The sequence below is a fragment of the Chloracidobacterium sp. N genome (assembly GCF_018304765.1).
Taxonomy (GTDB): Bacteria; Acidobacteriota; Blastocatellia; order Chloracidobacteriales; family Chloracidobacteriaceae; genus Chloracidobacterium; species Chloracidobacterium aggregatum.
On sequence record NZ_CP072642.1, the window covers coordinates 1,194,673 to 1,209,079 of the forward strand.

Consider the following 14,407-nt stretch of genomic DNA (forward strand, 5'->3'; position numbering starts at 1 on the left):
TCACGGGACGGTCACGGTTTGTCCGGCCCTGTGACGAAACCGCCGGACAGTCCCCGCTGTGGGTCACGCAGCCGAAAACCTGTTTTGTGGTAGGGCGGCGAGCACGGGAGCGGCAGGTCCCAGCAGATGGCGTGGGGGACAGTCACTTCAATGCCGTTGATAAGTTGCCGCTTCACCGTCGTGTCAGCCACCGGTGGCTCACTTTCCAGATACTCGATGCGGCGGACACGCGGCGGCCATATCCATCCGGGCGCGTGGTCAGGTGTGTTGGAGACCTTCCCGGCAGCAATAGCCCGTTGGATGAGGCACTCCGTCTTGGATGAGATCAGGGATAGTCCTGTGAGGGCCGCCGTCAGGAAGCCAGCGAGGATGAAAATACCGACGTGCCCCGTGTGTTTCCACTGCATTCTGGTTGTACCAAGCTGCCAGCGCGCGGCAAGGCGCGGAACGAAGTCAGCAAGTCCAAGACTGATGGCAATGACCGGGTAGCCCAGCAGAAAGCGCAGTGATGGCGCAGCGGCCATGACGTAGAGTGTGCCTGCCGTTGACAGTACCAATGCCCACCGGAAGGCAGGTGTCCACTGCCGCCAGTGTCGCCAGCCCCAAACAAGAACGCCAAGCTGTATCAGCAGCAGCCCGGTTGCCAGCCGTTCGTGGGCAAGCCAGTGCGGAAGCCACCGGAGCGGGTAATCCGGGCCCGGCGGAACAGGCTGCCCTGACCACTGCGCAAACACCCGAATGGCATTGGTCGTAAAGACCGGGTTTTCATACTGCCAGGGCAATCCCAATCCAAAGGCCCGTGAAGGGAAAAAGGGGTAGCCGGACATCGCAACGCGCGCCACGACGCCGGGGGCAAGCAACAGGCTGCCAAGCAGACCGGCCCGCAGAAGGTATCCAGGTTGCCGGCTGGCGGCAAAAACAAAGCATCCGCCGATGATGACCACCGGCAGGGCATTGAGTTTGACACCGGCCAAACCAAGCGCCATCAGCCAGACCAGAAGACGTGCATTGCCGGCGTCCTGAGTGGATGCCGGTGTTGTCGTGAGAAAAAACATCCAAGCTACGATGATCACGCCGAAAATCACCGGAATATCCGGTGACGGCGAAACGATGATGGCTCCCAGAAAGCGTGCCGCCAACAGCCACGTCAGCCCGGAGGCTATCAGTAAAAACCAATCGGCAGGTTGTTCTGTCCGTCGCCAGATGCGGCTGCCGGCGAGTAAGAGATGCAGGGTCAGCAGGGCATAAGCAACGCTGTTGGCAACGTTGTAGGCGCGTCCCGCCAACGGCCCGGCATTGAACGGCGCTGCCAGCGCAAACCAAGTCGAACCGTAACCAAGCGTCAAGTTGAGCAAGGCCAGGCCGGGAACCGTACCGTAGTGTGACAGCCATTCAATGCTCCCGATGTGATAAACGCCGGCATCAATGATGAAACTGGGACGATTGAAAAACGCCCCGTTGCTGACCGCAATGGCTGCCAGGGCCACAATCCACGCTGGTTGTCGCCGAAGCCGTTGATATATTTCCAGCCACCGTAGGTGCACCCGGCCTGTCGTCAGTGCCGGAAGACAGAGCACAAGTGCCAGCAGCGCCCCGGAAAGAGGCGTAAGCGGCATCAGCAACGACAGCGCCAGCAAGGCATTGCCAAGAGTCAACAGCCCAATCCAGATGGCGGCCAACCAGTAATCCCCAAGGCGGTATGCGGGAGACAGCGCCCGTGACACATACCCGACGCTGACCCCGACGAGGTAGCTGGTCAGGGCGAGAAGGCCAAAGGCAAAGGCGAAAAACAGCATAAGGTGCGCTTGAACCAGACCGTGACGTTATGGCAGGCGCTCAAAGCGGTTGCCGGACCAACCGAGCCGGTAGCGTTCCCGTCCCGCGCCATCTTTGACCACAACCGTCGTCCCATAGCGCGGTAGTTCATACACGTGGCAGTCCGCCGCCTCGAAATCCTCACAGCGGCGATAGTCAGGGATGAGGTTCCGGGTCACGTCCACGAAGCCGGCCGGTTGCTCGTCCAGCAGCCAGCACTCTGAACCCATTTCGTAGTCGGCGGTGACCGCGATCAGGTACGTCCCATCGCTCCGGCGGAACTTGGCCACCGTGACCGTCGGCCGTGCGCCGTCGCCGGCAATTTCCAGATAGCCGTTGCGCTCGTCGCGGACGATGACATGCTCCGGGCGCAGCAGCGCCCGCCGGCGCGCGCGCGGTATGCCGGGCAGATAGCTGTCGGGAATGGCCAGAAAATACTCGTCCAGGGTGCGCCCCCGGCTGGGGCGCGAAGCGCGGTTTTTCAGTGCGGCTTTCTGTTCGGCAGTGTCCTGCCCGGCAACGTCCGGCGACCACAGCCAGACACCCAGCAACAACCCTACCCCGGTGACAAACCAGGGCGGGAACCTTTCCGTCATCCAAAACATAACCAGTCCTCTCGCACAGCTTGCCCAACCGGAAACCGTGAGGCGATGATAGATGATTCGGGTTGGAAAACGTTCAATACCTGCAAGGAGATTGACAGCCTTTGATGCACTCTGCCAAGCCCTGGACGGCCCTGTTCCAGCCGGTTCGATGGATGGCCGTCCTGTTCCTGTCGTTTCTGGCGATAACCTGGCCCGGCGCAGCCCAGCAGCCGCGCCTTGGTGAACAAGGTTCGCCCAAAACCTATCCGCCGCCCAGACTCAACCCGCGTGAAACACACCTTGCCAACCTGCGCCAACTCACCTTCGGCGGCGAAAACGCCGAAGCCTACTTTTCCTTCGATGGCAAACAGCTTGTCTTTCAGTCCACCCGCGACGGCCGCGCCTGCGACCAGATTTACGTGATGGACGCGACCGGCGCACGCCAGCGGATGGTCAGCACCGGTCTTGGGCGTACGACCTGCGCCTATTTTCTCCGCGACGGCCGGCATATCATCTATTCCTCCACACATTTGGCCCAGCGCGAGTGTCCGCCCCGGCCCGACTTCTCGCGCGGCTACGTATGGGCGCTCTACCCAGGCTACGACATTTTCAAGGCCAGCCTGGACGGGAAGCGTCTGGTACGTCTGACCGACGCGCCCGGCTACGACGCCGAAGCCACTGTGTCACCTGACGGTAAGCACATCGTGTTTACTTCTGACCGCTCCGGCGATCTGGAGCTGTACATCATGGACACCGACGGCAAAAACCTCCGGCAGTTGACCCATACGCCCGGCTACGACGGCGGCGCGTTCTTTTCGCACGACGGGAAGCAGATCGTCTGGCGGGCCAGCCGGCCCGAAGGCGCAGAACTGGAGGAATACCGGGCGCTGCTCAGGGAGCATCTCATCCGTCCTTCCCGGCTCGATATTTACGTCATGAATGTGGACGGCTCGAACGTGCGCCGCCTGACCAACAACGGCAAGGCCAACTTTGCCCCGTTCTTTACGCCGGATGACCGGAAGGTGATCTTCTCGTCGAACATGGATGATCCGCAGGGACGCAACTTCGAGCTGTATCTCATCAACCTGGATGGCACCGGGCTGGAGCGCGTCACCTACGAGGAGACCTTCGACGGCTTTCCGATGTTTTCACCCGACGGGAAAAAACTGGTCTTTGCCTCGAACCGCAACGGACGGGCACGCGGCGAGACCAACATCTTCATGGCTGACTGGATTCCATAAGCCGGCCGGCCCACCACCCGGCCCGCCACCTCACAACAGCCGGGCGGCCAGGGCATCGAGGGAAGCCTGGAGGCGCGATACGTCGCGGTCCGATCTGAATGCCGGTGCACGCGGCGGCGCCGGGCGGTGGGCTGGTACTGAAAGCGGGATGCGTCGCCCCGGCCGAACCATCTGAATGCCGTGGTGGGCAAACAGGGAAGCGTATTCGTCGAAGTGTTCCGCCAGATGCGCCATGGCTGTGTCACAACCATGCTTGGCCATAGGGACACGCGCTTCGTAGTCCATGATGTTGTGGAAAAACATCCGGTAATCGTCCATCCGTGGCTCGATGAGGATGATGTCCACATCCGGGTGCAGGCGTTTGTAGCGTTCCAGCCCCAGCTCGATGCGCGAGTGCAGCAAGACCCGCAGCATCTGCCACGCAATGTAGCCAAAGCCTTTTTCCCGCAAATAGCGCCCCTTACCCTCGAACAACGGGACGGCTTCCCGCTCGATGTCGTTCCGCAGGGGAACAACGGGGTTGATGCAGACGATGAGTTTCGCCCCCTTGGCAATGGCAATGTCGGCGTGCAGTGTTTTGCGCATGGCGCCATCCACGTAGTCGCGCCGTCCGATCCGCACCGGGCGGTAAAACAACGGGATGGCCGTCGAAGCCTGGACGGCTTTCGAGATGGGCACGTGATCGTGGCCTTCGTCGCCAAAAACGATGCGGTCGCCGGTGTCGAGTTCCGTGGCGATGACGTAAAGCCGACGCCGCAGTTGGCGAAAGTCATTCGTGCGTCCCAGCCGGTGAAGACTGTGCCGCAGATAGCTTTCCACCCGGTCGTTGACAAAGATTCCCGAAGGCAGCACTTCGTCAAAGACACTCACGTAGGGATTGCCACCGGCCACCTTGCGCAGCTTTTTGAAAGCGTTGAGCGCCAGCGTGCGGGGCAGCGCCAGGGCGCGCTCGAAAAACTCGCCAAAGTTGGGGCGGAACACATCCCATTTGGGGAAGGGCGCAATGGGGGCGGTTGGGTCCTGGCGCAGCGCGGCAAACATGGCTTCCGGCGTGATGCCATTGGCCAGAAACGAACCGACAAACGCCCCGGCCGACAGGCCGATGATCATATCGAAGTCAGCGATGGTAAACCCTTCGCCAAGGTACTGATCAAGTGCGTGCAGGGCGCCAATCTCATAGACGACGCCGGTGATACCGCCCCCGGCCAGGATGAGCGCCGTCTTGCTGCGGGCTGTGGGTGGCTTTGATTTGGGCATAGGTGAGAGAAGCGAAGGGGGTGTCGTCCACGGCTTCCAATCGGCGGCCGGTCAGCCGGCGGAGGACAAACCACCGGCCAACCAACCCGCTGAAACCCCAACCGTCAGGATGACGCCACGCGCTGGCTGTAGAAGTCGTAAATGCGGTTCAGGCGCTTGAGTTCACGCTCGTAAATCGTATCCGTGAACGGCTTGATGCTTTTGACCGGCCGCAGCGCCTGGTAGCCCCGTTCAAGCATGTCCACGATGCTGTCCTTCGATGAGCTGAAAAGATGGGAGGTCATCCGGGCCGTTTTGAGGATCATCCCGATGAAGCGGTACTGGCAGAGACTGTGGGTGAAGTGAAAACACTCCACGATGAGGTCAAGCTGCTCGACGCGCTCATCGTAGTTGTCGCACCGGTAGTAGGCTTCATCGTACTGTTCCTGTGAAATGTCCTTCCTGACCCCCATCTTCTCCAGCGTCACCACCATGAGATTGTCCATGGCGTCGGACATTTCGTAGAGGTCGAGCAGGCGGATGAGTCCGTGGAAGAACCGTTCACCGAGCGCATTGCGGAAGTAACCCGAAATTTGCTCGAAGCTGCGGTTGCGCTCCTCGAAGTCACGGGGGGCATAGATGTCCTGAGCAAAGAACTCACACAGTTGCCCGTAATCCTTCGAGGCGTAGAGGTCGCTGAAGTTTCTTTTGAGTTGTCTGACTTGAAAATCCTGGAGTTCACGCTTGAGGGCCAGGTTGACCTTGGGTTTCGCTGACGCTTTCTTGGGCATGGTTGTGGGGTGACAGAGGGAGAGCGATGAAAAGTGGGCGTGATAGTTCCATCACACAATACGCAATTATACTTCGCCAGGGCAAAGCTGAAAGAGGGGGAATACCCGGCTTTTCAGGCTGGATTGGTTGGCTCTGGCTCGGTCTGGTTCTCGCCCTGCCGGGCGGATGGCTTGCCGCCCAGTCGCCGCCGCCGGGCCCTGCCATCAGTGGCGTGGTGGTTGGTGAGTCCGGCACACCGCTGTCCGATGCCAAGGTGGTCTGTACCGGACCCGCTGCGCCGTCAACCTCACTCCTGACGGCCGGAGATGGCAGGTTCACCTTTCCGCTCCCGCGCGTTGGCAAATACACCCTCACGGCGACGGCCAGCGGCTACCGCCCACAGACCCAGACCATCACCCTGAATCGCCTGGATGAAACTCCAGCCGACATCAAACTCCAGCTCTCACCCAGTTCCCTGCGCGTTCTGGTGCGGGACGAACGGGTCGGTACGCCCATGGCCGGCGCCGTGGTGACCGCGCGGCTGCGGGAATCTTCCCGCCGGGAAGTCAGCGCCCTGCGCGCCCTTGAAAGCCGGCGGGGCGAATACTTCTTTGGGCGGATGGAAGCTGGTGTCTATGAGGTCACGGCGGTGGTGACCGGCTACGAAGCCAAAACGTCCGAGGTTGTTGTCACCGGTGAGCGGACGACGCTTGAAGTGACCCTCCTGCTTAGCCGGGTTTCGACCATTCCGCTTGGCATCCGCAGTCTGGACCGTTCCTTCGTCGCACCACGGTTGCCCTCCAACGACGTGCAGACGGTTTTCCCCGACCGTGACGGGAGCGTGTGGTTTGGCACGGCGGCCGGCGTGTGCCGTTTCGACGGGCAGCAGTTCTGGTCATCGGAAACGCCGGAGTCGCTGCTGTCTCCGCTGGCTGGCAAATCGGTGACGGCGCTGGCGCGGACGGCGGACGGCACCCTGTGGTTTGGGCTGCCGACCGGGCTGGCCGCTTTGGGGCCAACGTCAACGACCGTGACGGCCCTCAGTGAACCGGCCGTGGCCGTCACCTGTCTGCTGCCCGGTCCGTCCGAAGACCTGTGGGTGGGCACCGGGCAGGGCCTGTACCGCTACTGGCCGTCGCCACCGCGCTGGGACTTCATCCGGGAAATCGGCAACACGCGCATCCGCGCCTTGCTGGCTGTTTCCGGCGGCCTTGTGGTGGCGACCGACCGGGGATTGTTCCGGTGGCCATCGGGGCCGGGTTGGGAGCCGGTGCTGTCCGTCGCCCAGGCTGGAGAGAGCGCCGCGTATGGCCTGACCGCTGATCCACAGTCGCTGACCGTGTGGTGCACTACGGCTGCCGGGCTTTACACTCTGACACCCGATGGCCAGCTTCTGCCGGTTTCCGGCTCTATGTTGCAGCGTCCACTGGGGGCCTGCCACGTGGATAGTGAGGGGCATGTGTGGTGCGCCCGCGCCGACGGGCCCGGTGTGGTGGTCTATGACCCACGTCGCCAGGAAACCGCCGAAGTGCTGACCGACACCGAAGTGACCGCTGTGGCCGGTGATCCCGACCAGAATGTGTGGCTGGCCACCCGCAAGGGGGCGCTGCGGTACGATGCCTACAGTTTCGTCGTCTTTGATACCAGTCGCGGGTTGCCGGACAGTGACGTGCAGGCCATGGCTCCGCGGGCCGAAGGTGGGCTGTGGGTCGGTACGTCGCGGGGGGTCTATGCCTTTGACGGGATTCGCTTCCAGCGCGTGCACCCTGAGCTGGACAAAATACCCGTGCGGGCCCTGCTGGCGGTAGAGAACCGTCTGTGGGTTGGGGCGGAAAACGGTCTCTGGCTGTGGGATGGGAACACGGTGCAGAGCATCCCGGCGGGTGAGGGGGCGTTTTCCAGGGTGCGCTCGCTGCTGTTTGACGGTTCGCGCCAGACACTCTGGGTGGCCACGGCCAAGGCCCTGTTCAAGGTGGACAGCCAGACCCTGAAACTCGACAGCGAGGCCATTCCACTGGATGGCGAAGTGCGGATGGCGCTGCTGTCACGTTCCGGCACGGTCTGGCTGGCGACGAACGATGGCGTGTATCGCTACGAGCCGGGCACGGCAGAACTCGTCGTCATTGGAACGACGCTGGGGCTGGAAAGCCTCGATGTGCGCACCATCGTCGAGCAGCCCCAGTCGGGGCGCTTCTGGCTGGCGACCGGACGCGGTATCGAAACCTTCGATGGTGTCAGTTTTGTCTCTGATGAATTCCGCGCGGCCGTGCAGGGCGGCGATGTCCAGACCCTCTACGTCGAGCAACATCCCTCCGGGGGCTTTCTGTGGGTGGGATTGGGCGACGGCAGCCTGCGCAAGTTCCTGCTCGATGGCAACGGTGTGGCCCAGACCTACCGGCGCGACCGCTATGACCTGGGCGGGCTGCGCTTCCGGGCCATGGTCGCAACCCCGGACGGCCACCTCTGGCTGGCGACTGATGCCGGTCTCGTGCGCCACCGTCCCAACGTGCGGGCGCCGGTCATTGACATCCGTCTGGAGGCCGATGGCGCCGAACTGCCGGGGACGGCCGAGGCTTCACTGCGCGCCGGTTTTCACCGGTTGAAATTCCGTTTCACGGCCCTCAGCCAGACCGGCCCCGTGACGTACTTTTACCGCCTGTCGGGCCGGGATGCGAAATGGCGCATCCTTTCACCCGAACGGACCGCCATGACGACGGCCGAGTATGCGGTCGCCGGACTTCCAGCCGGTGAACACGTCTTTGAAGTGCGGGCGCTCAACCGCGACCTCTACGGCCAGCAGGCTCCGGTGCAGCGGTATGTCGTGCGGATTGCCGCTCCGTTTTACCTCCGGGGATGGTTCTGGGCGCTCTGCGTTCTGGTGATGACCGGCGGCGGAACCGGCGTCTGGTTCGTTCAGCGCGCACGCAGCCGGGAGTACGTCCTGCCGCCAGCCCTGCGCCGGTTCACGCCCATCCAGCCCAATCCCTATGTTGTGGGCAACCCGATTCGCTCCCAGACGATGTTTTTCGGGCGGGAAGACGACTTCCACTACGTTGCCCGCAAGCTCGAAGGCACCCCCCAGGGGCTGGTCATCGTGTTCTGCGGCGAGCGCCGGACGGGGAAAAGCTCCATCCTGTACCAGATGGCCAACGGCCGGTTGGGCGCGGCTTTCGTTCCGGTGTTCATTGACATGCAGGAAATGCTCGTCCACAGCGACCGGGAGTTTTTCAGCCGGGTCGCCCGCCTCGTGGTCGAGGCGGTTGCCAAAGCGACGGCCACGCCGGTCAGCCTGGCGGCGGACCCGCTCTCCACCTGGGCCGAAGGGACGGTTGTGAAAGCGGCCGCCGGGAACGGGCAGGCGAATGTGTATGACCACGTACGGGATTTCGTCGGGCGGGCCCTGCAGCAGATTGGCGACCGGCAGATGGTCTGGCTGGTGGATGAATACGAGCTGTTTGAGACCAAAATCGAGGAAGACAAGCTTTCACGCGACCTGCTGCCATTTCTGGCCAGCCTGCTGGACCGTTACGAGCGCCTGTCGTTTGTTTTTACCGGCTCACGCCGTCTCGAAGAACGTGACAAGCGGTTGTGGCGTGATTTGTTGCGGCGCTCACTCTTTCGCAAGGTGTCCTACCTGACGCCGAACGACACCCGCCGGCTCATTACGGAGCCAGTCCGGGAGCGGGTCGTGTACGGGCGGGGCGTCGTGGAGGCCATCGTGCGGCTGACAGCCGGGCAGCCGTTTTACACCCAGGTGATTTGTCAGAACATCGTGGATTTTCTCAATGAGCAGAAGCGCCACTATGTCCTGCGGGCTGATGTGCTGGCCATCGTCGAGGAAGTCGTCAACAACCCCCTCCCCCAGATGATCTACTTCTGGGAGGCGCTGAGTGACGATGAAAAGCTCGTTCTGGCGCTGGTTGCCGATACGCTGGTGGATGAGCAGGATGTCGTCTCCTCGACGCGCCTGGCCGCGCGGATTACGGAGTGCAACTATCCCCTGACGCTTTCCGAAGCCACGATCCGCCTCACCCTCGAAGAACTGTTCCGCAGTGAGCTGCTGGAAAAATACGGCGCCGATACCTTTGCCTATCGCGTGGATTTGCTCCGCCACTGGATTCGGCGCAGTCACAGCGTCTGGCAGGTGGTGGGCGAAGTCCGTTCGCGGTAGCCGCCCTGCCCACGCGCCCGGATGACGTGGGCCGCAGGCGCGGACTGCCCACGTCAAAGCGCCTCACCTGCAAGGGGCAGATGAGGCGCTTTGACATCCGGGGCTTCCGACCATGTCTTTTCAGGAAGGCTGGCGAAACTTGTCCATCGGAAAGTTGACGCCCAGCACAGAGGGGTCGCCGTTGCACAGCGACTTGACAATGTACTCGTAAAGATAGTTCGACTCAGCGCGCACCTGTGGATCAGCCCGGTCCTCGTAGGTCTTGATGCTGCTGTCAAACTCTTTCTTGAGCAGGTCATAGAGGTTTTTCTGGGCGATGCCCTGCTCGATTTTCTGTGGGTTGTAGATTTTGATGTCACTGACAATGGTGCGGGCCACACGCTGCGCGACCTTGTGCAGTTCTTCGCTGGCCTTGAATTGCGTCGGTTGGGCGGCTGGTTTGGGAGAGCCAAGCGCCACCGTCTCTCCGCCGGGGGGCACGAAATAGGCCGGAATTTCGGTTTCCGCGGTGGTGGGGTCCGGTGGGGTTGGATCGGGCGCTGAGTTGACATCAAACTCCGGCAGTTGTTGGGCGCGCTGCTGGGCCTCCAGCGCCCGGCGGGCTTCTTCGGCGCGCCGCTGTTCTTCGGCGGCCAACCGGGCGGCTTCTTCGGCGCGCCGCTGTTCTTCCAGCCGCCGTTGTTCTTCGGCCCGGCGGGCCTCTTCGGCAGCCAGCCGCGCGGCTTCTTCCGCACGCCGGCGCTCTTCCTCGGCGCGGCGCTGTTCTTCAAGGCGGCGTTGCTCTTCCAGCCGCCGTTGTTCTTCGGCCCGGCGGGCCTCTTCGGCAGCCAGCCGCGCGGCTTCTTCCGCGCGCCGGCGCTCTTCCTCGGCGCGGCGCTGTTCTTCAAGGCGGCGTTGCTCTTCCAGCCGCCGTTGTTCTTCAGCCCGGCGGGCCTCTTCGGCCCGCCGCTGTTCTTCGGCCGCCCGCTGAGCAGCTTCTGCCTGGCGTTGGGCTTCGGCGCGGCGTTGTTCTTCAAGGCGTCGGGCTTCAGCTTCGCGCTGGGCCGCTGCGGCCAAGGCCGCGGCCTGCCCATCGTCCCGGGCCGCCGGGGCGGCAAAGGTTCCGCCCGTCAGCCCGAGCCCGGCTTCGTCAGCCTTTTTGCCTTTGAACACAAAGAACCACACGGCTGGAGCGGCGACAACGGCGACAACGAAGACCGCAATACCAATCAAAATGTATGACGACATTACCGAACAGGCTCCTTAGGGTGTCTCTCGGTTGGTGCGCATACAAAGCGTTGGTGTCATCTCACTTGCGCGACAGCTCATCCCGCGTGGCATGGATCGTTTGGGGAAGAATTTCACGAAGGCCATGCTCACGTGCATATTTTTCAGTGTTGTGCATCGCCTTCTTGCGAACAAAGAAGGGGATTTTTTTCAACTCCGCGAGAGCTTCGTCCGTCCACCGTGGCTCACCTGACCACTCGCCACCAGGCGCTTCGGTTGCCGGGGGAGTCACAACAGCGGCGGCTGCCGGTGTGGAAACCGCTGCCGGTGTGGAAGCCATCGCCGACGTTGCCCCACGCTGTTCCGTCCGTGGTTCAGCCGGGATGCCCTCATCCCGGCTCATCGGTGAGGGGGAAGGGGGCAGGTCTGGCAACCTCACGGCACCGAGTACCGAGTCATGCTCTATGCCCGGCAATTCGCGGAACATGTCAATCAAGTGCGATTCCAAACCAAGCGTCAATGTATGCGTTACCGCGTCGAAGATTACATTAGCCCCTTCCCAACCTGCAAATGGAGAATAGCGGGCAGGAAAATCCGTGACGTGGGCTGGACAACTGATGACCGTCGCCGGCAGCTCATGCCGCCGGGCGGAGTGCCGCTCCATCTGGGTGCCCAGCACAATGTCCGGCATGGCATCCGCGATCCGGCGCTCCACTTCCTTGAAGTCATCGGAGTAAAAGCCGGCCCAGCCGCGCCGGGTACATTCATCGAGAAACGCCGGGGCATGTTCGTAAGAGAACGTGCCGACGGCCAGCGGGCGCATGCCGATTTCTTCTTCCATCATCCGCGCCACGGCCAGCGCGTGCGAGGCCACGCCGAAGACGAATGACCGCTTGGGCGTCAGGTAGTGGCTGTCGGCCGAACGCGAGTACCACGGCACCCGGCTCATCGTTTCCGGGCGTGGATGGAAGCGGGCCGGGCGGCCGCCCAGTTCCCCGACCCTGGCCTGCACCAACTCGATGAATTCCTGTGTGGCCTGAATCCCAATCGGCGCATGCACCAGGTAAGGTTGCCCAAAGCGGTTTTCGAGAACTTTGGCCGCCCGCAGCCCGATTTCGGCGTAGGGCACGACGTTGAACCAGGCCTGTCCAAGGCGCTGGAAGTCAGCCGCCGTACCGCCAAAGGGAAGGGCGGCATTGACCCGCACTCCACACTGATTCAAAAGCTGTGTGATTTCACGCAGGTCGTCCCGGTGGCGAAAGCCCAGGCTGGTGAGACCCAGAATGTTGGCCGTGGGTTCGGGCGTCCGCTCGCCCGTGCCGGTGGCCAGGTGTTCGACGAGACCGGCAAAGGTCATGTCCGCCCCCTGGTCTTCTTTTTCGCAGAAGGCATTGAGCTGCAAAAACAGCAGCTTGGCGTCGCACGTCGTTTGCAAGCGGTTGAGCGCACCGCCCACGTCTTCCCTGAGCAGGTTGGACGTGCAGGTGGGGATGACTTGGATGACACGTGGTTTGTGTGTCCGCTCGACCTGTTCCACGACGGTCATCATCCGGTCCACGCCCGTCGTGGAGACTTCCTTCCGCCCGTAACTGACGTTCGTCACACTCGGAAAGCCACACTGCCGGTCAATCATCGTAAACAGCACGCTGGTGTAGGAATCGCCACCGGGAGCGTGCAGCACCGTGTGTACGCCGGGGATGGAGGTGCCGACCCGGCACGCGCCGACGTGGGCGGGGCCTTCGTACGTCCAATAGTGAAGTCGCATGCGTTTTTCTCCTGAGCAAAGTCAACCACTGGGTGATGTCCGGCGTGCGGCCGTTTCTCGTAAGAGGCCGACAACCAGCTAACTGGTTCGGGCAGCCGGGTGAGCCTGTCCGTCATGCGGTGGCGCTACCGGCCCGGGCGGCATCCGTTGGCTGGTTGACGTACCAGCCACGCTGGGCCATCAGATTCCCGCGCCGGACGGGTCGGGCGATGATTTCCGCCAGGTCTTTGGCGTGCTTGAAGCCGTGAATGGGCGTGAAGGTAAACTCGATGGACCACTTCGTGGGCAGCCCACGCGATTCAAACGGGTTGGCCAGCCCCAGCCCGCAGATGGTCAGGTCGGGCTTGAGGGCAATGACCCGTTCCGCCTGCGCGATGACATCGGGTTTTTCGTAAAGCGTCAGGCCTTCGGGCAGGCAGGCGACATCGGCTGCCATGGCCTTGCGGTTGAAATAGGGTGTGGACAGTTCGACGATTTCAGCCCCCATCTCGTGGAGCAGGTTGGCAATGGGGAGTTCCAGCAGGTTGTCGCCGATGATGGCCACCCGCTTGCCGATGAGCATTTCCCGTTCGGGTCCGATGCGTTCCCAGGCTTCGGCTTCGAGTGTGGCCAGGCTGGCCGGTGGTTCTTTCCCAAAGGCGCGGCAGATGGCCTCGTAAAACTGGCGGGTGGCAGTTGGCCCAATCGGAGTCCGGCAGGCAAGCACTTCCACGCCACGGCGCTTGAGGGCGTTCATCGTCATCGAGAGGTAGGGCTGCAGGGCCACGGCCACCGTGTTGGGTCCGATGGCCGGCAACCGGCGGGGATCACGCGCCGGCAGCACACCCCGCACGGGAATCTCCAGCGCCGCAAGCTGTTCGAGAATTTCATCCTCGACGAGATCGCCCACCGCGCCGACGAGCAGCAGTTCCCGTGGGGTTCCGGGCGCTTCTTCCGGGGAGATCGTCAGGAGCGCCTGCAAAACGCCGTCTTCGCCCTGCGTGAAGGTGTGCTCCAGACCGGAAACCGGCGCAAACATCACCGGGCGCGCGTATTTCTGCGTCAGCATTTCCCCGATGTTTTGCAGGTCAACCTTGATGATCTCTGCCGGACATGTCCCCACGAGGAAGATAATCGTCGGGTTGTATTCCCGCACGATGTCGCCCACGATACGGTCAAGTTCGAGGTGGGCAAAATCGGCCGTTTTGGCGGCGAGGTCACTTTCCTCGATGATGGCCGTGGCAAAGCGCGGCTCGGAAAAAATCATCACGCTCAGGGCCGATTGCATGAAGTACTGACAGGTGTGACTTCCGACAATGAGGAAAAACGACCCACGAATCTTGCGGTAGAGCCAGGCAATACAGCCCAGCGAGCAGAAGCCTTCGGCACAGCTCGCCTCGCGGATGACATTCAACGACGCCATAGGGGGATTCTCCAGAAAAAGGGTTGGTGCAGCTTGCGCCGCCACGATGCGGTACACCGGAAGGGTGCACAAAACACCTTGCACTCAACTTCGTTCATAAAAACACATTGCGCAACCCGGAAAGCAAGCAGGCTTCCGTATGCGCCGCGCGGCGGGAGGGTGTCGCCACCCGGCGCGCCAGGCTGCATCAGCCTTCCGGTGGCATCGGCGGCTTGC

Annotated in this window: 9 protein-coding genes; 2 read left to right on the forward strand and 7 right to left on the reverse strand. The window is 62.4% G+C overall.

The window, feature by feature from the left end; translation table 11 throughout:
* Positions 1-11 precede the first annotated feature (11 nt).
* Positions 12-1,796, reverse strand: a complete 1,785-nt coding sequence (locus tag J8C05_RS05010) for an LIC_10190 family membrane protein (protein WP_211423067.1) — start codon at positions 1,794-1,796, stop codon at positions 12-14.
* 27 nt (positions 1,797-1,823) lie between these two features.
* The gene (locus tag J8C05_RS05015) at positions 1,824-2,411 is read right to left on the reverse strand and encodes a hypothetical protein (RefSeq protein ID WP_211423068.1); all 588 of its coding nucleotides are present in this window, start codon (positions 2,409-2,411) and stop codon (positions 1,824-1,826) included.
* Positions 2,412-2,524: 113 nt separating this feature from the next.
* Here J8C05_RS05015 and J8C05_RS05020 point away from each other — a divergent pair, with 113 nt between their 5' ends.
* On the forward strand, positions 2,525-3,640 hold the full coding sequence (locus tag J8C05_RS05020) for a TolB family protein (RefSeq protein ID WP_246840755.1): 1,116 nt from the start codon (positions 2,525-2,527) through the stop codon (positions 3,638-3,640).
* Positions 3,641-3,670: 30 nt separating this feature from the next.
* On the opposite strand, the gene J8C05_RS05025 is transcribed toward J8C05_RS05020, so the two are convergent.
* Positions 3,671-4,897: a patatin-like phospholipase family protein gene (locus tag J8C05_RS05025; protein WP_211423069.1), complete on the reverse strand. Its 1,227-nt coding sequence runs from the start codon at positions 4,895-4,897 to the stop codon at positions 3,671-3,673.
* A gap of 104 nt (positions 4,898-5,001) precedes the next feature.
* Positions 5,002-5,667: an FFLEELY motif protein gene (locus tag J8C05_RS05030; RefSeq protein ID WP_211423070.1), complete on the reverse strand. Its 666-nt coding sequence runs from the start codon at positions 5,665-5,667 to the stop codon at positions 5,002-5,004.
* A gap of 26 nt (positions 5,668-5,693) precedes the next feature.
* On the opposite strand from J8C05_RS05030, the gene J8C05_RS05035 reads away from it, so the two are divergent.
* The gene (locus J8C05_RS05035) at positions 5,694-9,818 is read left to right on the forward strand and encodes a two-component regulator propeller domain-containing protein (RefSeq protein ID WP_211423071.1); all 4,125 of its coding nucleotides are present in this window, start codon (positions 5,694-5,696) and stop codon (positions 9,816-9,818) included.
* 120 nt (positions 9,819-9,938) lie between these two features.
* Here the strand turns inward: J8C05_RS05035 and J8C05_RS05040 are convergent, their stop codons facing one another.
* The 3 genes from J8C05_RS05040 to J8C05_RS05050 form a co-directional block, all read right to left on the reverse strand.
* Complete coding sequence (locus J8C05_RS05040) at positions 9,939-11,045, reverse strand: hypothetical protein (RefSeq protein WP_211423072.1); 1,107 nt, start codon at positions 11,043-11,045, stop codon at positions 9,939-9,941.
* Positions 11,046-11,106: 61 nt separating this feature from the next.
* Positions 11,107-12,789: a ferredoxin:protochlorophyllide reductase (ATP-dependent) subunit B gene (gene bchB, locus J8C05_RS05045; protein WP_211423073.1), complete on the reverse strand. Its 1,683-nt coding sequence runs from the start codon at positions 12,787-12,789 to the stop codon at positions 11,107-11,109.
* 112 nt (positions 12,790-12,901) lie between these two features.
* Complete coding sequence (locus J8C05_RS05050; protein ID WP_211423074.1) at positions 12,902-14,191, reverse strand: ferredoxin:protochlorophyllide reductase (ATP-dependent) subunit N; 1,290 nt, start codon at positions 14,189-14,191, stop codon at positions 12,902-12,904.
* Positions 14,192-14,407: the final 216 nt, after the last annotated feature.

Bases quoted from the DNA above. Each gene is read 5' to 3' on its own strand.
- J8C05_RS05030 (WP_211423070.1), bottom strand. From the start codon at position 5,667: ATGCCCAAGAAAGCGTCAGCGAAACCCAAGGTCAACCTGGCCCTCAAG.
- J8C05_RS05020 (WP_246840755.1), top strand. From the start codon at position 2,525: ATGCACTCTGCCAAGCCCTGGACGGCCCTGTTCCAGCCGGTTCGATGG.
- J8C05_RS05050 (WP_211423074.1), bottom strand. From the start codon at position 14,191: ATGGCGTCGTTGAATGTCATCCGCGAGGCGAGCTGTGCCGAAGGCTTC.
- J8C05_RS05015 (WP_211423068.1), bottom strand. From the start codon at position 2,411: ATGACGGAAAGGTTCCCGCCCTGGTTTGTCACCGGGGTAGGGTTGTTG.
- J8C05_RS05010 (WP_211423067.1), bottom strand. From the start codon at position 1,796: ATGCTGTTTTTCGCCTTTGCCTTTGGCCTTCTCGCCCTGACCAGCTAC.
- J8C05_RS05035 (WP_211423071.1), top strand. From the start codon at position 5,694: ATGAAAAGTGGGCGTGATAGTTCCATCACACAATACGCAATTATACTT.
- bchB (WP_211423073.1), bottom strand. From the start codon at position 12,789: ATGCGACTTCACTATTGGACGTACGAAGGCCCCGCCCACGTCGGCGCG.
- J8C05_RS05040 (WP_211423072.1), bottom strand. From the start codon at position 11,045: ATGTCGTCATACATTTTGATTGGTATTGCGGTCTTCGTTGTCGCCGTT.
- J8C05_RS05025 (WP_211423069.1), bottom strand. From the start codon at position 4,897: ATGCCCAAATCAAAGCCACCCACAGCCCGCAGCAAGACGGCGCTCATC.